The organism is Actinobacillus vicugnae (assembly GCF_901687125.1).
Taxonomy (GTDB): Bacteria; Pseudomonadota; Gammaproteobacteria; order Enterobacterales; family Pasteurellaceae; genus Actinobacillus; species Actinobacillus vicugnae.
Genome location: NZ_CABFJY010000022.1, coordinates 49,751 through 70,336 on the forward strand (window position 1 = coordinate 49,751; position 20,586 = coordinate 70,336).

At 38.8% G+C, this 20,586-nt stretch carries 26 protein-coding genes and 3 tRNA genes; 20 read left to right on the forward strand and 9 right to left on the reverse strand.

Going from position 1 to position 20,586, the window contains the following annotated elements; translation table 11 throughout:
• Nucleotides 1-12 precede the first annotated feature (12 nt).
• Nucleotides 13-279, reverse strand: a complete 267-nt coding sequence (locus tag F8M47_RS06170) for a hypothetical protein (protein WP_150539269.1) — start codon at nucleotides 277-279, stop codon at nucleotides 13-15.
• Nucleotides 280-380: 101 nt separating this feature from the next.
• A complete protein-coding gene (gene mdh / locus F8M47_RS06175) occupies nucleotides 381-1,334 on the reverse strand; it encodes a malate dehydrogenase (RefSeq protein ID WP_150539270.1) in 954 nt (317 codons plus the stop codon).
• A gap of 191 nt (nucleotides 1,335-1,525) precedes the next feature.
• Here mdh and argR point away from each other — a divergent pair, with 191 nt between their 5' ends.
• On the forward strand, nucleotides 1,526-1,987 hold the full coding sequence (gene argR, locus F8M47_RS06180; protein WP_150539271.1) for a transcriptional regulator ArgR: 462 nt from the start codon (nucleotides 1,526-1,528) through the stop codon (nucleotides 1,985-1,987).
• Nucleotides 1,987-2,880, forward strand: a complete 894-nt coding sequence (locus F8M47_RS06185) for a TIGR01777 family oxidoreductase (RefSeq protein WP_150539272.1) — start codon at nucleotides 1,987-1,989, stop codon at nucleotides 2,878-2,880. The genes argR and F8M47_RS06185 overlap by 1 nt, the downstream gene beginning before the upstream one ends.
• Nucleotides 2,881-2,911: 31 nt before the next feature.
• On the opposite strand, the gene F8M47_RS06190 is transcribed toward F8M47_RS06185, so the two are convergent.
• The gene (locus F8M47_RS06190; protein WP_150539273.1) at nucleotides 2,912-4,327 is read right to left on the reverse strand and encodes a Do family serine endopeptidase; all 1,416 of its coding nucleotides are present in this window, start codon (nucleotides 4,325-4,327) and stop codon (nucleotides 2,912-2,914) included.
• Nucleotides 4,328-4,595: 268 nt separating this feature from the next.
• On the opposite strand from F8M47_RS06190, the gene mlaF reads away from it, so the two are divergent.
• The 7 genes from mlaF to murA all read left to right on the forward strand — a co-directional run bounded on the left by mlaF (nucleotide 4,596) and on the right by murA (nucleotide 9,472).
• Entirely contained in the window at nucleotides 4,596-5,399 is an 804-nt protein-coding gene (gene mlaF, locus F8M47_RS06195; RefSeq protein WP_150539274.1) for a phospholipid ABC transporter ATP-binding protein MlaF, read from the forward strand.
• Nucleotides 5,392-6,168 (forward strand): lipid asymmetry maintenance ABC transporter permease subunit MlaE, encoded by a 777-nt coding sequence (gene mlaE / locus F8M47_RS06200; RefSeq protein WP_150539275.1) that lies wholly within the window; start codon nucleotides 5,392-5,394, stop codon nucleotides 6,166-6,168. The genes mlaF and mlaE overlap by 8 nt, the downstream gene beginning before the upstream one ends.
• Nucleotides 6,169-6,186: 18 nt before the next feature.
• On the forward strand, nucleotides 6,187-6,711 hold the full coding sequence (gene mlaD, locus F8M47_RS06205) for an outer membrane lipid asymmetry maintenance protein MlaD (RefSeq protein ID WP_150539276.1): 525 nt from the start codon (nucleotides 6,187-6,189) through the stop codon (nucleotides 6,709-6,711).
• Nucleotides 6,712-6,781: 70 nt separating this feature from the next.
• A complete protein-coding gene (gene mlaC / locus F8M47_RS06210; protein WP_150539277.1) occupies nucleotides 6,782-7,420 on the forward strand; it encodes a phospholipid-binding protein MlaC in 639 nt (212 codons plus the stop codon).
• Between the two features lie 10 nt (nucleotides 7,421-7,430).
• A complete protein-coding gene (locus tag F8M47_RS06215) occupies nucleotides 7,431-7,799 on the forward strand; it encodes an STAS domain-containing protein (RefSeq protein WP_150539278.1) in 369 nt (122 codons plus the stop codon).
• Between the two features lie 4 nt (nucleotides 7,800-7,803).
• Nucleotides 7,804-8,064, forward strand: coding sequence for a BolA family protein (locus F8M47_RS06220; RefSeq protein ID WP_150539279.1), 261 nt, complete (start codon nucleotides 7,804-7,806; stop codon nucleotides 8,062-8,064).
• A 130-nt stretch (nucleotides 8,065-8,194) separates the two neighbouring features.
• Entirely contained in the window at nucleotides 8,195-9,472 is a 1,278-nt protein-coding gene (murA, locus tag F8M47_RS06225) for a UDP-N-acetylglucosamine 1-carboxyvinyltransferase (protein WP_150539280.1), read from the forward strand.
• A gap of 63 nt (nucleotides 9,473-9,535) precedes the next feature.
• Here murA and F8M47_RS06230 read toward each other — a convergent pair whose 3' ends face one another.
• Together F8M47_RS06230 and F8M47_RS06235 are read right to left on the reverse strand one after the other, a co-directional pair.
• Nucleotides 9,536-9,874, reverse strand: a complete 339-nt coding sequence (locus tag F8M47_RS06230; protein WP_150539281.1) for a hypothetical protein — start codon at nucleotides 9,872-9,874, stop codon at nucleotides 9,536-9,538.
• Between the two features lie 179 nt (nucleotides 9,875-10,053).
• Entirely contained in the window at nucleotides 10,054-10,428 is a 375-nt protein-coding gene (locus F8M47_RS06235) for a rhodanese-like domain-containing protein (protein ID WP_150539282.1), read from the reverse strand.
• A gap of 165 nt (nucleotides 10,429-10,593) precedes the next feature.
• Here F8M47_RS06235 and ettA point away from each other — a divergent pair, with 165 nt between their 5' ends.
• Nucleotides 10,594-12,264: an energy-dependent translational throttle protein EttA gene (gene ettA / locus F8M47_RS06240; RefSeq protein ID WP_150539283.1), complete on the forward strand. Its 1,671-nt coding sequence runs from the start codon at nucleotides 10,594-10,596 to the stop codon at nucleotides 12,262-12,264.
• Between the two features lie 68 nt (nucleotides 12,265-12,332).
• Here ettA and F8M47_RS12060 read toward each other — a convergent pair whose 3' ends face one another.
• Nucleotides 12,333-12,491, reverse strand: a complete 159-nt coding sequence (locus F8M47_RS12060) for a hypothetical protein (protein ID WP_167509602.1) — start codon at nucleotides 12,489-12,491, stop codon at nucleotides 12,333-12,335.
• A 182-nt stretch (nucleotides 12,492-12,673) separates the two neighbouring features.
• Here F8M47_RS12060 and dnaQ point away from each other — a divergent pair, with 182 nt between their 5' ends.
• The 4 genes from dnaQ to F8M47_RS06260 all read left to right on the forward strand — a co-directional run bounded on the left by dnaQ (nucleotide 12,674) and on the right by F8M47_RS06260 (nucleotide 14,611).
• Entirely contained in the window at nucleotides 12,674-13,447 is a 774-nt protein-coding gene (gene dnaQ, locus F8M47_RS06245; RefSeq protein ID WP_150539284.1) for a DNA polymerase III subunit epsilon, read from the forward strand.
• A 102-nt stretch (nucleotides 13,448-13,549) separates the two neighbouring features.
• Nucleotides 13,550-13,626, forward strand: a tRNA-Asp gene (locus tag F8M47_RS06250).
• A 49-nt stretch (nucleotides 13,627-13,675) separates the two neighbouring features.
• Nucleotides 13,676-13,752: transfer RNA gene (locus tag F8M47_RS06255), tRNA-Asp, on the forward strand.
• A 64-nt stretch (nucleotides 13,753-13,816) separates the two neighbouring features.
• Nucleotides 13,817-14,611, forward strand: a complete 795-nt coding sequence (locus tag F8M47_RS06260; RefSeq protein ID WP_150539285.1) for a glycosyltransferase family A protein — start codon at nucleotides 13,817-13,819, stop codon at nucleotides 14,609-14,611.
• Between the two features lie 2 nt (nucleotides 14,612-14,613).
• Here F8M47_RS06260 and F8M47_RS06265 read toward each other — a convergent pair whose 3' ends face one another.
• On the reverse strand, nucleotides 14,614-14,994 hold the full coding sequence (locus tag F8M47_RS06265) for a SufE family protein (RefSeq protein WP_150539286.1): 381 nt from the start codon (nucleotides 14,992-14,994) through the stop codon (nucleotides 14,614-14,616).
• 124 nt (nucleotides 14,995-15,118) lie between these two features.
• Between F8M47_RS06265 and clpP the strand changes: the two genes are divergently transcribed.
• The 6 genes from clpP to F8M47_RS06290 all read left to right on the forward strand — a co-directional run bounded on the left by clpP (nucleotide 15,119) and on the right by F8M47_RS06290 (nucleotide 18,812).
• Complete coding sequence (gene clpP / locus F8M47_RS06270; protein WP_150539287.1) at nucleotides 15,119-15,709, forward strand: ATP-dependent Clp endopeptidase proteolytic subunit ClpP; 591 nt, start codon at nucleotides 15,119-15,121, stop codon at nucleotides 15,707-15,709.
• Nucleotides 15,709-16,968 (forward strand): ATP-dependent protease ATP-binding subunit ClpX, encoded by a 1,260-nt coding sequence (clpX, locus tag F8M47_RS06275; RefSeq protein WP_150539288.1) that lies wholly within the window; start codon nucleotides 15,709-15,711, stop codon nucleotides 16,966-16,968. Before clpP ends, clpX begins: the two co-directional genes overlap by 1 nt.
• Before the next feature lie 238 nt (nucleotides 16,969-17,206).
• Entirely contained in the window at nucleotides 17,207-17,377 is a 171-nt protein-coding gene (locus F8M47_RS12375) for a hypothetical protein (protein WP_342211849.1), read from the forward strand.
• Between the two features lie 48 nt (nucleotides 17,378-17,425).
• On the forward strand, nucleotides 17,426-17,656 hold the full coding sequence (locus F8M47_RS12460; protein ID WP_425292569.1) for a hypothetical protein: 231 nt from the start codon (nucleotides 17,426-17,428) through the stop codon (nucleotides 17,654-17,656).
• 6 nt (nucleotides 17,657-17,662) lie between these two features.
• On the forward strand, nucleotides 17,663-18,667 hold the full coding sequence (lpxK, locus tag F8M47_RS06285; protein WP_150539289.1) for a tetraacyldisaccharide 4'-kinase: 1,005 nt from the start codon (nucleotides 17,663-17,665) through the stop codon (nucleotides 18,665-18,667).
• On the forward strand, nucleotides 18,645-18,812 hold the full coding sequence (locus F8M47_RS06290) for a Trm112 family protein (RefSeq protein WP_150539290.1): 168 nt from the start codon (nucleotides 18,645-18,647) through the stop codon (nucleotides 18,810-18,812). The genes lpxK and F8M47_RS06290 overlap by 23 nt, the downstream gene beginning before the upstream one ends.
• Nucleotides 18,813-18,933: 121 nt before the next feature.
• Here the strand turns inward: F8M47_RS06290 and F8M47_RS06295 are convergent.
• Nucleotides 18,934-19,009: transfer RNA gene (locus F8M47_RS06295), tRNA-Ala, on the reverse strand.
• Nucleotides 19,010-19,058: 49 nt separating this feature from the next.
• On the reverse strand, nucleotides 19,059-20,498 hold the full coding sequence (gene gltX / locus F8M47_RS06300) for a glutamate--tRNA ligase (RefSeq protein ID WP_150539291.1): 1,440 nt from the start codon (nucleotides 20,496-20,498) through the stop codon (nucleotides 19,059-19,061).
• Nucleotides 20,499-20,586 lie beyond the last annotated feature (88 nt).

Consider the following 20,586-nt stretch of genomic DNA (forward strand, 5'->3'; position numbering starts at 1 on the left):
CGCTTATTTTATTTACTCGGAACGATAGCGGGAAATGATTTGTTTTGCTCCACCATTACCAACACAAGCTTCATTTACTGGTGATGTTGAATAGCTTCCATCAACGCAAATAGCAGTAACATTTGCAGGAAGTGGTTGTTGAGCTGAATGAGTATTTTGAATCGGAACATATTCCGTTTTAGCAGCGGGTTCTTTAACGACTTGGACAGGTTGATTTGAGCTACAAGCAGTAATTGTGACTGCAAGAGCAATTAAAGAAACTAAGTTGTGCGCTTTCATACATAAATCCCTTGTATATTATAGACGACAATTAATACTGATTGCTGTATTTGAGTTTATAAAAAAGGGTTGAATAGCTCAACCCTTTTATAAACTGTAAGTTATGAATTTACAAAGCTTTTCCCTAATTCAATATCCGCCTTGAGAATAGGTTTCATTTCATCTAATTTTGCTTGCTCATATTCGCTTAATTTACCAATTGGCAGAATATCTTCTACTCCTGTTAAACCGAAACGAACAGGGTGTGCAAAAAATTCTGGATAATCAGAACTTTCTTCACTTTCAACATAAGCATAACGTACACAATCTTCACCTAATAATGCTTTAAAGACTGCAACCGCAAAACGAGCGCCAGATTCCGCCATTGAAAGGGTTGCTGAACCGCCGCCTGCTTTGGCTTCTACTACTTCAGTACCCGCATTTTGAATGCGGTAAGTCAAGTTTTCAATTTCTTGTTGGCTAAATGACAGCGGATTACCTTCGGCAAGCGCTTGAGAAAGTAATGGTAAAATAGTTGGACCAGAGTGACCGCCAATGACGGGCACTTTCACAGTTTCAACATTTTTATTTTTTAGTTCAGACGTAAACGTTTTGGCACGAACAACATCAAGTGTCGTTACACCAAATAATTTACGTTTATCGTATACGCCTGCTTTGCGTAACACTTCAGCCGCAATTGGCACGAGAGTGTTTACTGGGTTGGTGACAATGCCAATACAAGCATTCGGGCAAACTTCAGCGACTTTCTCAACTAAATTTTTAATGATTCCCGCATTGATATTAAATAGATCTGCGCGTGTCATACCTGGTTTACGGGCGATACCCGCTGTTAAGAGTACCAGATTGGCATCTTTTAATGCTTCACTCGGATCTTCACCTGAATAACCTACCGCATTTACTGAGGTAGGAATATGGCTAATATCCACCGCAATACCTGGGGTGACAGGAGAAATATCGTATAATGCGAGATCTGTTCCTGCAGGTAAACGAAGTTTTAATAACAGAGCAAGAGTTTGCCCAATCCCACCAGCAGCGCCTAAAAGTGCAACTTTCATAAACAACTCCTAATCAATAATAGTTATAAAATAAAACTGCGCTAAGTGTAGCAAACATTTATAAATATTGATGCCAAATAAAACGAATTTCAGGCAAAAATATTTCTAATGTTTGATTTAGATTGATTTTTTACCCTTGGTAAGCAAGAATTATGCGTCAAAGTTGAATAAATATTGCCAAAGGAGATGAGATGGAAAAGCTTGATAATTTATCTGAAGCGTTTAAATCATTGTTAAAACAAGAGAAATTTGGTTCACAGGGCGAAATCGTGAGCGCCTTACAAGAGTTAGGATTTGAGAATATCAATCAATCTAAAGTATCTCGTATGCTATCTAAGTTTGGTGCGGTGAGAACGCGTAACACAAAAATGGAAATGGTTTATCAGTTACCAGCTGAATTAAGTGTGCCAACAACTTCAAGTCCGTTAAAAAATTTGGTAGTGGATATTGATTATAATGATGTATTAATTGTGGTTAAAACTAGCCCAGGTGCGGCACAATTGATTGCTCGCTTGTTAGATTCAATGGGCAAAAGTGAAGGGATTTTAGGCACAATCGCAGGTGATGATACCATTTTTATTACCCCAACACGCTCAACTTCAATGGAACAATTAATCCAAAATATTACGGAATTATTTGAGTCATCACTTTAATGAAAATTTTAGTTACAGGCGGAACGGGTTTTATTGGACAGGGGGTGGTTCAGGCTTTGTTAGCAGAAGGGCATTCACTCACTTTAGTGACTCGTCAAGCCAAACCAAATATTGCATTTATGCAAGCAGTTGAATTTTGCCAAAATCTTGCAAATTTCAAGCAGTTAGATGATTTTGATGCGGTGATTAATCTTGCAGGTGAACCGATTTTTAATCGAGCTTGGTGCGATGAACAAAAACAAAAATTGATGGAGAGCCGAGTTCAAATTACAGAACAATTAACAACATTGATTCAACAAAGTGATAATCCTCCGCATACTTTTATTTCAGGTTCTGCTTCGGGCTATTACGGCAATATTGACACTGATCAGTTAATAGATGAAACGGGCGTGAGCGGTACAAATTTTAGTGCAGAAATTTGCCGAAAATGGGAAGCTAGCGCACTAAAAGCACAAAGTGCCAAAACGAGAGTGTGCCTGATTCGAACGGGCATGGTACTAGCACCTCAAGGTGGTGCATTATTAAAAATGTTGCCATTGTATCGTTTGAATTTAGCTGGGAAATTAGGTTCTGGGCGCCAATATTGGGCGTGGATTGCATTGGAAGACCATATACAAGCGGTCTTATTTTTACTAAAAAATGCAAATTGTCAGGGGGCTTTCAATTTAGTTGCTCCGCAACCGATCAGCAATGCAGAATTTAATACTCGCTTGGCTCGCTTTGTTCGGCGATGTGCGATTTTTAGTGTGCCAGCTTTTGTTCTTAAATTGGTATTAGGCGAGCGTTCGCAATTATTACTTGATAATCAACCGCTTGTGCCAACTAAATTGCTAGCAAATGGCTTTAGTTTTCGCCAGCCCTATTTGGATTTTCAACAGATTTTTCGGCAATAAAAAATCCCACCTTTAGGTGGGATTTTTGATGTTATTGGAGAATTAAGTAGAAGTTTGAATTACCACGTAAAATATTTAGTGCAATCACCGAAGGTTTTGAATCTAAGACTTCACGTAATTGTGTGATATTGTCCACTTTTACTCGGTTTACCCCAACAATCACATCGCCTTCAGCTAAGCCTCTATTTTCTGCAATAGAACCTTTGTTCACTTTAGCAATTTCAATGCCTTTCACACCGTCTTTATCAAGGTTTGCAAACTCAGCACCTTTTAAACCTGGGATAATATCTTTGCTGGTTGCTTTTGTTGCATTTTTTCCTTTTTGAGCAGTTTTATCTGTACTATCAGATTGAAGTGTTACTTTTGCTTTTTCTTCTTTACCATCACGTAGGTAAGTTAATTCGATTTCTGTACCTGGGCCAGAAGTAGCAATTTTAGCGCGTAATTCACTAAAGCTATTAATTTTCTTACCGTTTAACTCAGTAATCACATCACCTGCTTTTAAGCCTGCTTTAGCTGCGGCAGAATCTGTTAATACTTCACTAATAAATGCGCCTTTTTGAGCATCAATTTTGAATTCTTTAGCAAGATCAGCATTTAATTCGCCCCCTTTAATGCCTAGCATACCACGTTTAACTTCACCAAATTCAATGATTTGTTGAACAAGGCTGTTTGCCATATTACTCGGAATAGCAAATGCAATACCAGCGTTACCGCCACTTGGAGAAATAATTGCAGTATTGATACCAATTAATTCACCGTTTAGATTGATTAATGGACCACCTGAGTTACCTTGGTTTACTGCTGCATCAGTCTGGATATAGCTTTCGTAACCTTCATCAGAATTACCCGTTGAACGACCTAATGCTGAAATAATACCTGATGTTACAGTTTGACCTAAGCCAAATGGATTACCGATTGCTACACTAAAATCACCCACACGTAATTTATCTGAGTCAGCAAATTTTAATTCAACTAAATTTTTAGGTTCTTCAATTTGTACAAGTGCAACATCAGATAACGGATCAGCACCTAATAATTTTGCTTTAAATTCACGCCCATCTTCTAATTTAATGGTGATTTTATCTGCATTTTTAATTACGTGATTATTTGTGATTACATAACCTTTTTCGGCGTTAATAATTGCACCAGAACCTTGCCCACGGAAATTGCGTGGAACATTACGCTCACCAAACATATCTGGGCCAAAGAAAAATTCAAATTCTTCAGGAAGATCACGGCGGTAGCGAGCTTTCTCTTCTGTTTTACCTTCTACAGAAATACTTACCACGGCTGGGCGTACTTTTTCGATCATATTCGCTAAGCTAGGAAGCGCTTGACCTTCCACCGCAGTGGGTAAAGTAGCAAAAGTCGTTGTTGAAACTGAGAATAAACCGAGACCTAATACCAATGAGGCTAAAATCGATTTTTTCATTACTTTATTCATTTATATTTATCCTTTTTGTTGTGTCAAAAAATTCAACGAGCTTCAAGTAAGGCTCGTGTCCATTCAGACCACCTAATTTGGTGGCGGTTCCTTTAAAAAGCAAGAGAGTTATAAAAAATAATCTATTTTTTCTGCAAAAATTATCTCAAAATGCTTATTAAATTGTACATATTCTGTCAAAATTTAAAAAAACTTTGACTTTATGTGGCAGATAATAGAGTATTGCCAACCATTTTATGTTGATTATAAATTACTAAAGAAAATTCAAATGCGAGATAATGAATACTTAGTTGAAGTGAAAAACCTGACCTTTAGTCGAGGTGAAAGGGTTATTTATGACAACTTAAATCTGCGGGTGCAGAAGGGTAAAATTACCGCGATTATGGGACCTTCAGGAATAGGTAAAACAACTTTACTACGCTTAATTGGCGGACAAATTATTCCTCAGCAAGGTCAGATATTATTTGATGGTGAAGATGTTTGTACTGCCTCAAATTCGAAGCTTTACGAAATTCGCCAACGCATGGGTATGTTATTTCAATCAGGTGCATTATTTACTGATTTATCTACCTTTGATAATGTCGCTTTCCCTATTCGTGAGCATACAAGATTACCCGAAGCATTAATTAGAAAATTAGTGTTAATGAAATTAGAATCTGTAGGACTACGCGGGGCCGCACATTTAATGCCCGCAGAGCTTTCAGGTGGTATGGCACGCCGAGCGGCGCTTGCGCGAGCAATTGCGTTAGATCCTGAACTTATCATGTATGATGAGCCTTTTGCAGGGCAAGATCCCATTAGCATGGGGGTGATCGTAGAATTGATCAGAAAATTGAATCAAGCATTAAATCTAACTTCAATCGTAGTTTCCCACGATGTGACAGAAGTACTAAGTATTGCAGATTATGCTTATATTGTTGCGGATAAATGTATCATTGCTGAAGGTACACCAGAGGCATTGATGGCAAGTGAAAATCCACAAGTGATTCAGTTTCTTGCGGGTAAAGCAGATGGTCCTGTGCGTTTCCACTATCCAGCAAAAGATTATACGGAGGAGCTATTTAGTGATTAATTTTATTAGCGGTATTGGCTCTTCAGCGATTGATTTTATCCGAGCGTTTGGCCGTTCAACTTTTATGCTGCTAGGTGCTATTGTTGGAAAACCTCAATTTCGTAAACATACGCCTTTACTTATTAAGCAATTATACGTTTTAGGTGTTCAATCATTACTGATCATCATGCTTTCGGGCTTATTTATTGGTATGGTATTGGGATTGCAAGGCTATGTTGTATTGGTGGATTTTGCAGCGGAAACTAGTTTAGGCACTCTTGTTTCATTGTCATTGCTCAGAGAACTTGGGCCAGTGGTAACAGCATTATTGTTTGCTGGACGAGCTGGTTCTGCACTCACCGCAGAAATTGGTTTAATGAAAGCTACCGAACAACTTTCGAGCCTTGAAATGATGGCGGTTGATCCGCTAAGACGTATTATTGCTCCTCGTTTTTGGGCAGGAGTGATTTCAATGCCTATTTTAGCAGCGATTTTTACCGCTATTGGTATTTGGGGCGGCTCTTTAGTTGGCGTTGATTGGAAAGGTGTTGATGGTGGTAGCTTCTGGTCGGTAATGCAAAATACGGTAGATTGGAGCGACTTAATTAACGGCTTTATCAAGAGTGTTATTTTCGCTTTTGCTGTCGTATGGATTGCTTTATTCAATGGCTATGATGCGGTTGCGACATCGGAAGGTATTAGCCAAGCGACAACGAAAACAGTAGTACATGCGTCGTTAGTTGTACTCGGGCTAGATTTTATTTTAACCGCAATTATGTTTGGCGGCTAATTCACAAAGGAAAAAACAATGCGTCAATCAATTAAATATGAATTTTGGGTAGGCTTATTTGTATTACTTGGCTTAGCAGCTTTAGTATTTTTAGGCTTACGAGTAGCGAATGTGCAAGGTTTTACTTCAGAAAAGACTTACACTCTTTACGCAACTTTTGATAACATCGGGGGACTAAAAGTCCGTGCTCCAATCAAGGTGGGGGGGGTTGTTGTAGGGCGTGTTTCAGAAATTAATTTAGATGAACAAAGCTACACCCCTAAAGTTAGCCTCGCAATTAATGAAAACTTTAATAAGATTCCTGATACGAGTTCTCTTTCAATCAAAACTTCTGGTCTTTTAGGTGAGCAATATATTGCCTTGAACATTGGTTTTATGTTGGATGGTGAAACGGAATACATGAAAGAAGGTAGTAGTTTTGCTGATACAAACTCAGCAATGGTATTAGAAGATTTAATCGGTCAGTTCTTATACGGAGATAAAAAATCGGATAAAGCTGATGGAGAAAAAGCAGAAGGCGAAGTTGAGCCTAAAGCACAATAATTGCCCAGTAATGTACTGAGTAATATTTTATTTCAGGTGGGGAACACCACCTTACATTTGGAGATTTTAAATGTTAAAAAATATCAAGAAAGTCATCGTAACTGGTTTTGTCGCAGTAGCAACTTTATTCTCAGCACAAGCTTTTGCTGAAACCAACCCATACGTTTTAATGCAACAAACGGCGGATAAACTCTTTAACGATATTAAAGCGAGCCAAAGTAAAATTAAGGCAAATCCTGAATATTTGCGTACTATTGTACGCAACGATTTAATGCCTCGTGTTCACGTGAAATATGCGGGCCAATTAGTATTAGGTAAATCACTTTCTTCTGCATCAGAAGCACAGCGTGAGCAATTCTTTAATGCTTTTGGCCAATTCATTGAACAATCATATGCACAGGTATTAACACAATATCAAGATCAGCAAGTTCAAATTGAAAATGAAAAACCAGTAGGTGATAAATCTATCGTAAGTATTCGAGTGAATGTGTTATCATCAGGCAATGCTGCCCCAATTAAATTAGACTTTAAATGGCGTAAAAACAGCAAAACAGGTGAATGGCAAGCTTATGATATGGCAGCTGAAGGTGTAAGTATGGTTGCTACCAAACAAAACGAATGGAGCGGCGTATTACGCCAAAAAGGTATTGAGGCTTTAACAGCACAAGTTGCACAAGCCGCTAAACAACCTATCACATTAAGTAAATAATTTTAGTTTTATGAAGCCACAAAAAACATTACAATGGGGCGTTCAGCAGAACAATGAAAGCCTATTTGTGAAATTATCAGGCGAATTAACTCGAGACACGTTGCTTCCTCTTTGGAAGCAACGTGCTTCTTTTTTATCCCCAAAAGGGAATCAACACATTTATTGGGATTTAAAAGAGTTAGAACGAGTTGATTCTGCGGGTTTTACATTACTTGCTGAATTACTCAATCATTATCAAAAATATACGCCAAACTGCTTAATTAATATTCCTGAGACAGTAAAAACGCTTGCAGAATTATTTGATTTATCAGATTGGTTTAATCGATTTATAGTTTGTGAAAAAGGCAAATTATGTTGTGAAAAGCTTAAGGAACAATAAGCAAATGGAACCAAAACAACTTGAAGAAATTTTAAGAAATGCTTTATCGTCAGCAGCAGAAATTCATGCACAAGGCGAAAATTCGCACTATGGCGTTATCGTAGTAAGTGATGAATTAGCTCAACTATCTAAAGTTAAACAGCAACAAGCTGTTTATGCGCCATTGGGTGAGTATTTTGCAACGAATGCTATTCATGCATTAACGATCAAAGTTTTCTCAACTGAACAGTGGAAAAAAGAACGCTTACTTAATATCGTAGGCTAACGTTTTCAATAAATAATGGATAGTTTATTATGGGACTAAGCGGTCGCTTTTGTAAAATTTTTTGCAAAAATGACCGCTTGAGTTTTAGGCATTGTCCATTATCACTTATTTATTTTCTAAGGATTTTATAATGGAAAAATTTCGTGTTCACGGACCTGCTTCTCTAAACGGTACTGTTGATATTTCTGGCGCTAAAAATGCAGCGCTTCCGATTTTGTTTGCTGCTATTTTAGCGAGCGAACCTGTAACATTAACAAATGTGCCAGATCTTAAAGATGTGGACACGACTTTTAAAATTTTACGCCAACTGGGGGTTATCGTTGAGCGCGATGAAACAGGGGCAGTACAAATTGATGCGAGTAAAATTGACCATTATGTTGCACCTTATGAATTAGTTAAAACCATGCGCGCTTCTATTTGGGCATTGGCGCCGCTTGTTGCCCGCTTCCACGAAGGTCAAGTTTCATTACCTGGTGGTTGTACTATTGGTGCTCGTCCTGTTGATATGCATATTTCTGGCTTAGAAAAAATGGGCGCAGTAATTGAATTGGATGAAGGTTACGTGAAAGCAACTTCAAATGGTCGTTTACAAGGTGCACGTATTTATATGGATAAAGTTAGCGTGGGAGCTACATTATCCGTGATGATGGCAGGAACTTTAGCGGAAGGGACAACCGTAATTGAAAATGCTGCACGTGAACCTGAAATTGTGGATACGGCATTATTCTTAAATGCCATGGGCGCTAAAATTGCTGGTGCGGGTACAGATACGATTACGATTGAAGGTGTAGAACGCTTAGCGGGTTGCCAACACCGTGTGGTTGCAGACCGTATCGAAACAGGTACATTCCTTGTGGCTGCTGCGGTATCTGGCGGTAAAATCACTTGCCGTGGCACCAAAGCGGATACTTTAGATGCGGTAATTGAAAAATTACGTGAAGCGGGTATGGAAGTGACTGTAACAGAAGATACGATTACATTAGATTCAAAAGGTCAGCGTCCTAAAGCGGTGAATATCCGCACTATGCCACATCCAGGTTTCCCAACCGATATGCAGGCACAATTTACTCTATTAAACGTGGTGGCAGAAGGCACAAGCCGTATTACGGAAACCATTTTTGAAAACCGATTTATGCATATCCCTGAGTTAAATCGTATGGGCGCAAAAGCAGAAATTGAAGGCAATACTGCGATTTGCCAAGGCGTAGAAAAATTAAAATCAGCAGAAGTAATGGCAACGGATTTACGTGCTTCAATTAGCCTTGTGTTGGCTGGTTGTATCGCTTCAGGTGAGACCATTGTTGATCGTATTTATCATATCGACCGTGGCTATGAGCATATTGAAGAGAAATTGCGGGCTATTGGTGCAAATATTGAACGTTTTGAAGAACAGTTTACTGGTGAGTAATTCATTATTCATATAAAAAGGCTGTGTAGAGTTGTGATGCTCTCACAGCCTTTTTTATTTAAGCTATTGTTCAGCTTTTTTCATCATTTTCTTCTTATGTTTTTTGGACATCATTTTGTCATCTTTCATCATATGTTTATCAGACATCATTTTGTCGCCTTTCATCATATGTTTATCAGACATCATTTTGTCGTCTTTCATCATATGTTTATCAGACATCATTTTGTCGTCTTTCATCATATGTTTATCAGACATCATTTTGTCGTCTTTCATCATATGTTTATCAGACATCATCTTTTCATCATTCATCGGATGATGTGAATTTTTCATTTCATTAGCTTGTGCGCTAATGCTAAATGCTAAACCCATCATAATCGCAGAAAGTGAAATAAATTTTTTCATGGAGGTCTCCTTTTATAAGTGATAATTAAGTTGCGCCAAATTGGACGTTAAGACATTTGGCTTCTTACAAATTATTCTGAGCAAAGTGTAAAAATGCTTAGACATTACGAGTTAGATGATAGTCCAGACATAGTAATAGACCGCTAGAGAAGCGGTCTATTTTGTCCAATCTTTTGCAATTATTTTATTCCTTTTGCGAGCAAATCTTGGTAGCCACCATGATTAGTCACTTTGTTGTAACCGAGTTTCTGTAATTCTATTAGCGCAACACCAGCACGACGTCCAGAACGGCAGTATAAGTGAATAGGCGCATTTTTATCCGTAGTAATTTGATTGAACTGCGATGCAATTTGTTCAGCAGGAATATTGATCGTACCTTCAATATGTCCCTCAGCAAATTCTTCCGCAGAACGCACATCAATCCAAATTCCTTGAGCTTTTTTAGCTTGAATTACTTGTGTTTTTTCGTGTTGCTGATTCCTTTCATTTGCAATACTAACCACTGAGAAACCAAGGAAAAGTGTACCGATAGTGAGTAAAGTTTGTTTTAGCATAGTGATACCTCTACAGTTTATTTATAGTTTTTGGTATATATTTTTGTTTGGGTTTCTTACAGCAAGCGGTCAAATTTTTGAAAAAATTTGCAAATGCAGGAACTTCTATATTTCGCCACTATTTTCAAGTAAAATAGATAAGTTTTTTTCTATGAGGAATACAGAATGTCAACTCAATTTGTTTATACGATGCATCGTGTCGGCAAAGTTGTGCCGCCGAAGCGTCATATTCTTAAAGATATTTCTTTAAGCTTTTTCCCTGGTGCGAAAATTGGGGTACTTGGTTTAAATGGTGCAGGTAAATCGACACTTTTACGCATTATGGCAGGAGTGGATAAAGAGTTTGAGGGTGAAGCGCGTCCGCAACCTGGTATTAAAATTGGTTATTTACCTCAAGAACCAAAATTAGATCCGCAACAAACTGTGCGTGAAGCAGTTGAAGAAGCAGTAGCTGAAATTAAAAATGCATTAACTCGTTTAGATGAAGTGTATGCATTATATGCAGATCCTGATGCAGACTTTGATAAGTTAGCAGCAGAACAAGCGAATTTAGAAGCGATTATTCAAGCGCATGATGGTCACAATTTAGATAACCAATTAGAGCGTGCGGCAGATGCGTTACGTTTACCTGATTGGGATGCGAAAATCGAACATTTATCGGGTGGTGAACGCCGTCGTGTGGCACTTTGCCGTTTATTACTCGAAAAACCAGATATGCTCTTATTAGATGAACCAACCAACCACTTAGATGCAGAGTCTGTAGCGTGGTTAGAGCGCTTCTTACATGACTACGAAGGCACTGTAGTGGCAATTACCCACGACCGTTACTTCTTAGATAACGTAGCGGGTTGGATTTTAGAGCTTGACCGTGGTGAAGGTATTCCTTGGGAAGGTAACTATTCTTCTTGGTTAGAGCAAAAAGAAAAACGCTTAGAACAAGAAGCAGCAGCGGAATCTGCTCGTCAAAAATCAATTGCGAAAGAGTTAGAATGGGTGCGCCAAAATCCCAAAGGAAGACAGGCGAAAAGTAAAGCGCGTATGGCTCGTTTTGATGAGCTTAACTCTGGCGAATACCAAAAACGTAATGAGACTAATGAACTCTTTATTCCACCTGGTCCACGTCTAGGTGATAAGGTTATCGAAGTGAGTCATTTAACCAAATCTTACGGTGATCGTACCTTAATTGATGATTTATCATTCTCAATTCCAAAAGGTGCAATTGTAGGGATTATCGGTGCTAACGGTGCGGGTAAATCAACTCTGTTCCGTATGCTTTCAGGGCAAGAACAAGCGGATAGTGGTTCAATCGTGATGGGTGAAACTGTGGTGCTTGCCTCGGTGGATCAGTTCCGTGATGCGATGGACGATAAGAAAACCGTGTGGGAAGAAGTCTCTAACGGTCAGGATATTTTGACTATCGGCAACTTTGAGATCCCAAGCCGTGCTTATGTAGGGCGTTTTAACTTCAAAGGAGTGGATCAACAAAAACGTGTGGGCGAGCTGTCAGGCGGTGAACGTGGTCGCTTGCATTTGGCAAAACTGCTTCAACGTGGCGGTAACGTACTATTACTGGATGAGCCGACCAACGACCTAGACGTAGAAACTTTGCGTGCGTTAGAAAATGCGATCTTAGAATTCCCGGGCTGTGCAATGGTTATCTCGCACGACCGCTGGTTCTTAGACCGTATCGCCACCCACATTTTGGACTACGGCGATGAAGGCAAAGTCACCTTCTACGAAGGCAACTTCTCCGACTACGAAGAGTGGAAGAAAAAAACCTTTGGAGAAGTCGCTACTCAGCCACATCGTATGAAATATAAACGAATTGCTAAGTAATAGAAAAAGCTCAAATCTGCAACAGATTTGAGCTTTTTGTTAATAAATTCCATGTAAAAAAATAGAATTTATTTTTTACATGGAGAAACAGCTTCAATAATTGAAATACCCATAAATGTCACATTTTGACACACAGGACCTGAGCCATCATGACCACGGATACCTGAACAAGCTGTTAATGTTGCCATAACAGATACAAAAGTGAAAAATTTCATCGCTTTTTTCATATTTTTCTCCTTTACAAATTAAAGCAATAATTTTCTATCAAAAATGATATCTTAAAAAGTAATCACTACCATAATGTATGATTTTGTAATTTTAACTCAATTTATTAAATTTTGGTATAAAAATATACTTAAATGATTAAGTTTTGATAGAATTTTACGAAAAAATTTATTGAAAGGAAAATATGGCAGAGGAAAAAATTATCCGCCAAGTTGTGTTGGATACTGAAACGACGGGGATGAGTTTTAGTGGGCCACCACAAATTGGACATAATATTATTGAAATTGGTGCAGTGGAAGTCATTAACCGCCGCTTAACAGGACGCACTTTTCATGTTTATGTAAAACCGCCTCGTGAAGTTGAAGAAGAAGCGATTAAGGTTCACGGCATTACCAACGAATTTTTGCAAGATAAGCCTATGTTTGCCGAAATTGCTGATGAATTTCTCGAATTTATTAAAGGTGCAGAGCTTATTATTCATAATGCGCCCTTCGACGTGGCATTTATGGATCAAGAATTTTCTTATCTGGAAAATCCTCCACCGAAAACCGCTGAAATGTGTAGTGTAACTGATAGTCTTGCGGTTGCTCGAAAAATGTATCCAGGTAAGCGTAATAATTTAGATGCGTTATGCGATCGCTTAGGCATTGATAACAGTAAGCGTGTACTTCACGGAGCGTTGCTGGATGCGGAGATTCTTGCTGATGTTTTCTTAATGATGACAGGGGGACAACTTGCATTATTAGCCGAAGAAGAAGCAACAACTGCTCACGAGGATACCGCTGAACTTGAATTAACTTCATTCACTAGCTTTGAAACAAGCGGTTTGATCGTATTGCAATTAAGTGAAGAAGAACAAGTAGCGCATGAAGAATACTTAAAATTGATCGATAAAAAATCAAAAGGAAACTGTATTTGGCTAAAGCCTACAGAACCAGTTTCAGATCAACTTCATTAATTGTTTGATTTATTTGATTTTAAAATAATCAAATAAATTTATTTACTAAAAAATTGTTTGACGGTCTAGGCTAAAATCCGTATTATGCGCCTTACCAGTTGCGGAGTGGTAGTTCAGCTGGTTAGAATACCTGCCTGTCACGCAGGGGGTCGCGGGTTCGAGTCCCGTCCATTCCGCCAATTAATTTTTAATTATTGAATTTAATAGTATTATTCAATAATGCCGTGTGGAGCGGTAGTTCAGCTGGTTAGAATACCTGCCTGTCACGCAGGGGGTCGCGGGTTCGAGTCCCGTCCGTTCCGCCACTTTTTATATAAAAAAGCCTCTGAGAAATCGGAGGCTTTTTTGCATTTGGCTTTCGAGGCAATTATGTCTGAATCTAAAACCTTTGCCGCTCGCTATCAATTAGCGGTGGTCATCATTACTGTTGGGCGAAGCTCTTTACTACGCGCGGTTCGCTCTATATTTGCTCAACAATTTAGTGGCAATATTCAAATTTTGATTGGAATTGATATTGATTTATCTGGACAGCTTCCATCTTACCGCCAAATCCTTATGCAAGAGTGTCCAAGTAATATCAATATTGTGTGGCTCGATTTGGGCTATTCCACTTCTAAACGACATGGTGGTGTGCATGATTGCTATTACGGTGGCTCATTACGCTCAGCGCTTACTTTGCTTGCTGATAGTGAATTAGTCACTTACCTAGACGATGATGATTGGTTTTTACCGCAACATATTGAAAAAATGCATTCGGTATTTTGTCAGCATCCTAATGTGTATTGGGGACATACACTTTGCTATTATGCAGATGGTAATAGTAGCGAAATACTTTGTTTAGATGAGTTAGAGAGCGTTGGTGTTGGTAAAGGCATTTTTAAGGAAAAGTTTGGTGGCTTTGTACGCCCATCAGGTTTAACGCTAAATAAGCTCAAAACACTTGCTTATCTACATTGCTGGTCTGAATCCTTTGTACAAGGAGACGGTGAAGATCGCATTTTGTTTGATAAATTAAAAGATCTATATCATTTTTCGTTAGCAGAAGGCACGGTTTGTTGCGCATTAGATCCCAAAGATGCAGGGCATGCAATGCGTCTTGATTTTATCAAACAAAAAATAGGGCGAGATATTATGCTACAAGAAAAGCAAGGCTCAACCCGTTAAGGTTAAGCCGTAAGAATAAGTTGATTAATTTGCATTAATCCATTTAAACGTGTGCTGGTGAGATGTTGTGAAATTTTTAATTGTTCGAAAATTTTAGACAAATTGAGTGTTGCAAGTTGGCTATCATTCGCTTCGTTTAATAGCGTAACTACAATAAATAAAATCCCCTGCATCAAACGCGCATCGCTATAGGCTTGCACTTGGCGTGGATAGGCTTGAAACTTAAACCATAAACGACTTTCACAACCGTGAATTTCAGGCAACTCAGCAAGCTCTTGTTCACTTGGCTTAGCTAGCTGACGACTTAATTGAATTAACAAGCGGTATCTTTCTTGCCAAGATTTGCAAATGTCGAATTTTTGATAAATATCGGATAATGTCATATTTCTTTCGATTTCCTTTAAAATTTGCAAAAGATTGTAACAATCTGACCGCTTGTTGTTAATGATTTTATTAAAGTTTGATAGAATTGCCCGTATTTCTCAGATTTTGGATAAGGAACCTAAAATGGCAGTAATCCCAATGGTGGTTGAACAAACCTCAAAAGGCGAAAGATCATACGATATTTATTCACGTTTACTTAAAGAACGTATCATTTTTTTAAACGGTGAAGTTGAAGACCATATGGCAAACTTGATCGTGGCACAGCTTCTATTCTTAGAATCAGAAGATCCTGAAAAAGATATTTATTTATATATTAACTCACCAGGTGGTGTGGTGACTGCGGGTTTAGCAATTTATGACACAATGAATTTTATCAAACCTGATGTTGCAACGCTTTGTACAGGACAAGCTTGCTCAATGGGCGCATTTTTACTTTCTGGTGGTGCGAAAGGTAAACGTTTTGCGTTGCCTCATGCTCGAGTGATGATTCACCAACCTTTGGGGGGCGCGAGAGGACAAGCAACCGATATTCAAATTCAAGCACAAGAAATTTTAAAATTAAAAGAAACGCTGACGAGAAGAATGGCAGAACATAGCGGTCAGCCTTTCGAAAAAGTGGCAGCAGATACAGAACGCGACAATTTTATGTCAGCATTTGAAGCGGCTGAATATGGTTTAATTGATAAAGTTTTAACGCACAGAGATACTAAATAATGGCAAATTTTGAAAAAGAGCCGCATTGTAGTTTTTGTGGCAAAAGACGTACTGAAGTTGATCAGCTTGTAGAAGGAACCGAAGGCTATATTTGTAACGAATGTATTGAAGAATCTTATGCGTTACTCAATGGTGAAGAAGAACCGTTAATTGATGAAGCGCAAGATGAAGAGAAATTCTTTGAAAATGTGCCAACGCCACACGAAATCCATGCACATTTAGATGAGTATGTAATCGGTCAAGCACATGCGAAAAAAGTGTTATCTGTAGCGGTTTATAACCATTATAAACGTTTACGTAATGCGCTTTCGGGGCATAAAGAAACCAATGGTGTAGAGCTGGGTAAAAGTAATATTTTATTAATTGGTCCAACGGGAAGTGGTAAAACTTTATTAGCAGAAACTTTGGCTCGTCGTTTAAATGTACCTTTTGCAGTAGCAGATGCGACTACTCTTACTCAAGCAGGTTATGTGGGGGAAGATGTAGAAAACGTGATTCAAAAATTACTGATGAAATGTGATTTTGATGCAGAGCAAGCAGAGCGTGGTATCGTATTTATTGATGAAATTGACAAAATTACCCGTAAATCAGAAAGCCCATCGATTACTCGTGATGTTTCTGGCGAAGGCGTGCAGCAGGCTTTACTAAAATTGGTGGAAGGCACGGTGGCAAATATTAACCCACAAGGTAGCCGCAAACATCCGAAAGGTGAAACCATTCCAGTGGATACGTCTAAAATTTTGTTTATTTGCGGCGGTGCTTTTGCTGGTTTAGATAAAATTGTGGAAGCTCGCACGAATAAACAAGGCGGAATAGGGTTTGGCGCTGAGCTGAAAAAAGATAAAGAACGTGAAGACTTAACTGAATTATTCAAACAAGTTGAGCCAGAAGACTTAGTGAAGTTTGGTTTGATTCCAGAGCTTATCGGACGTTTACCTGTGGTTACGCCATTGCAAGAACTTGATGAAGAAGCGCTGATTCAGATCTTAACCGAACCGAAAAATGCGATTATCAAGCAATATCAAGCATTATTCCAAATGGAAGGGGTAGAGTTGAAGTTTACCAAAGATGCGTTAATTGCAATTGCGCAGAAATCTATTTCTCGCAAAACGGGCGCCCGAGGTTTACGTTCAATTGTGGAAAATCTATTGTTGGATACAATGTACAATTTACCAACGCTTACGGCAGAAAAAAATGTGAAAAAAGTAACGATTGGTAAAGGTTGTGTGGAAAACGGCGATAAGCCAAAAGTGGAATAATACGATAAATGAACAATGAAATACTTTTCATTGTTCATTTCTTTTGAGAGGAAGCTATGGAGCCTAAGTTTACCATTACAGCTGTAATGGTAAATTATGTGGTCGAAATTTCGGCTATATCTACACGTTTATCGTTTGAAAAGCGAGTGCTTGCGCCTCCCAAGAGATTCACGAAGTCGAAAATGCTTATCAAGCCTATGAAATTGCGTTCTCGTTAGAGCCATTTAATTGTAAAGATTTGCTTAAATCTCACCGCTTGCTAATAGAAGGCTTGGTTAAAGACGCAGGTAAATTTCGTAGTAAAGATGTAGCGGTTTATCGTGGTGATAAAATTGTTCATGTTGGCGCAAGGGCAGAGTTTGTACCCAAATTCGTCAAAGAGCTTTTTAACTGGGCGAAACAGAGTTAAATTCCTGCTCTGATTTTAAGTTGTATCGTTCATTTTGAGCTGGAAATTATTCATTCTTTTTCAGGCGGAAATAGGCGTATTGGGCGGTTGTGGCAAAGCCTGATATTAAGTAAATGGAATCCGATTTTTGAAAGGATCCTAATTGAAACCGTGATTTATCAGTATCATATACTGAATTTGAGTTCTGCTAGCGTGCGACGTTATTTAGTTAAATTTGTAGAGCTCAATTTGCTTCAAGCACAAGGCGAACGAAAAAATAGAACCTATTTTATTGAGTAAAAAATAATGAAACTTTGGCAATCTACATCTTTTATCACTTGGCTACTTGCGCCGTTTTCTTTATTGTTTTGGCTTGTGAGTCAAATTCGCCTATTTTTGTTTCGCAAAAAAATCTTAAAATCCTACCGCTCGCCTATACCCGTTTTAGTGGTGGGTAATATTTCTGTAGGCGGAAATGGTAAGACGCCTGTAGTGGTTTGGTTGGTTGAACAATTACAGCAACGAGGAGTTAAAGTCGGCGTGGTCTCTCGAGGTTATGGCGCGAAAACTAAACAATTTCCGCAGTTAGTGACCAAACAGAGTTCGGCAGAAATGGTGGGCGATGAACCTATGTTAATTGTGCAACGAACGGGCGTACCACTGGCAATTTCACCTAATCGCCAACAAAGTATCGAATTGCTATTAAGTCAATTTGAACTGGATTTAATTATTACCGATGATGGCTTGCAACATTATGCATTGCAGCGAGATATTGAATGGGTTGTAGTGGATGGCGAACGCCGTTTTGGTAATGGTTTTGTGTTACCCGCAGGCGGTTTACGTGAATTACCTAGCCGCCTAAAACAAGTACAAGTGGTAATTTGCAACGGTGGTACACCGCAAGTAGATGAGCATTTAATGCAGCTTGAACCAAAAGTCGCGGTGAATTTACACTCGGGCGAATCTGTGCCAATCAGTGATTTTATCGGCAAACATTGTATAGCAATGGCAGGGATCGGGCATCCACCCCGTTTTTTCACGATGTTAGAAAAACTCGGCATTCATTTGGTACGAACACAAGGCTTTGCCGATCATCAAGACTTTAACGCGCAACAATTATTAGCGTTAACTGATGGGCAGCAGCCATTATTGATGACCGAAAAAGATGCGGTAAAATGCCAAGCATTTGCGCAAGAAAATTGGTGGTATGTGCCTGTTTCTGCAAAATTTTCAGAAAAATCGACCGCTTGTTTACTTGAACCTATTTTTAAATTTTTAGGAAAAGAATATGAACGAAAAACTTCTCAATAATCTCGTTTGCCCAGTCACAAACACTCAGCTTGAATGGGATAAACAACAAAATCGCTTGGTTAGCCGTGAGGCAAAATTAGCCTATCCAATTCAAAATGGTATTCCTGTGCTACTTCCAGAAACGGGTGAAAAACTAGAAGACTAATTGCAAAATAATAAGTGGTTAATTTTCCCCAAGATTTTGCAAAAAATTCGGAAAATTTGACCGCTTGTCTACGCCTAAAAAGCAAAACGCTAAGCCGAATGACTTAGCGTTTTGTTGAATTTGGTGGAGATAATCGGGATCGAACCGACGACCTCTTGAATGCCATTCAAGCGCTCTCCCAACTGAGCTATATCCCCAAAAAGTAGCAACATAATAAATGTCACCACTATGACTGTCAATAGAAAATTAAGCCTGTGCTTGAATAAACTCAATCGCTTTTTGGATGCGGGCTAATGTACGCTCACGTCCAACTAATTTGGCTGTAATATCCATTGATGGTGATTGGCTAGAACCAGTTACCGCAAGACGGAATGGCATGCCTACTTTACCCATACCGATTTCTAAATCCGCCGCAGTTGCATTCATTGCATCGTGGATTGCTTCTACGTTCCAATCAGTTAAAGCAGTTAGTTTTTCCAATAATTTTGCAAGTGGAGCAATGGCTTCTGCTTTGAAGTTTTTCGCTACAGCTTTTTCGTCATAGTTATCAAATTCTTGATAGAAATAACGACTTGCAGCTGCTAATTCTTTTAAGGTTTTTGCACGTTCGCTTAATACAGGAATAATTTCTGTTAAAGCAGGGCCATTCGCTGTATTAATCCCTTGGTCATTTATATGCCATGTTAAATATTTTGCAACGTGTTCTGCTGGTAAGCTACGCATGTAGTGTTGGTTTAACCATTGTAATTTATCTGTGTTAAATGCACTTGCTGATTTACTCACTGAGTGAATATCGAATAATTCGATCATTTCTTCGCGGCTGAAAATTTCTTGGTCGCCATGTCCCCAACCTAAACGTACTAAATAGTTTACTAATGCTTCTGGTAAATAGCCGTCATCACGATATTGCATTACGCTCACTGCACCGTGGCGTTTTGATAATTTCTGACCATCATCGCCGTTGATCATTGATACATGTGCATAAGTTGGGATTGGAGCTCCTAATGCTTTTAAAATATTGATTTGGCGAGGGGTATTATTGATATGGTCTTCACCACGTACAACGTGTGTAATACCCATATCCCAATCGTCCACGACTACACAGAAGTTATAAGTTGGTGAACCGTCTGTGCGACGAATAATTAAATCGTCTAATTCGCTATTACTGATTTCAATACGACCACGCACCGCATCATCAAATACTACAGAGCCTTCTTGTGGGTTTTTAAAGCGCACAACATGTGGTTCATCTACTGAATGTTCGTGATTACCTAAGCAATGACGGTCGTAGCGTGGTTTTTCTTTATTTGCTTCTTGTTCGTTACGTAAGTTTTCTAAACGCTCTTTTGAGCAGTAGCAACGATAGGCTAAACCTTGCTCGATCATTTGATCGATAACTTGGTTATAACGATCAAAACGCTTGGTTTGATAGTATGGACCGTGTTCCCACGCGAGATTTAACCATTCCATACCTTCAATAATTGCAGCGGTCGCTTCAGGAGTTGAGCGCTCTAAATCGGTATCTTCGATACGTAATACAAATTCACCGTTAAAGTGTTTTGCATATAACCAAGAATAAAGCGCAGTACGTGCACCACCAACGTGTAAATAGCCTGTTGGGCTAGGCGCAAAACGGGTACGCACTTTTACATTTGGATCTAAAGGGAAAAGAGTTTCGATATTCATTCTGATAAGCCTATAAAGTGATTTGCCGAGAACGGCTTTTTTAAACAAAAGATTTGTCTATTCTACTACGGTTAATCTAGCGGTTGTA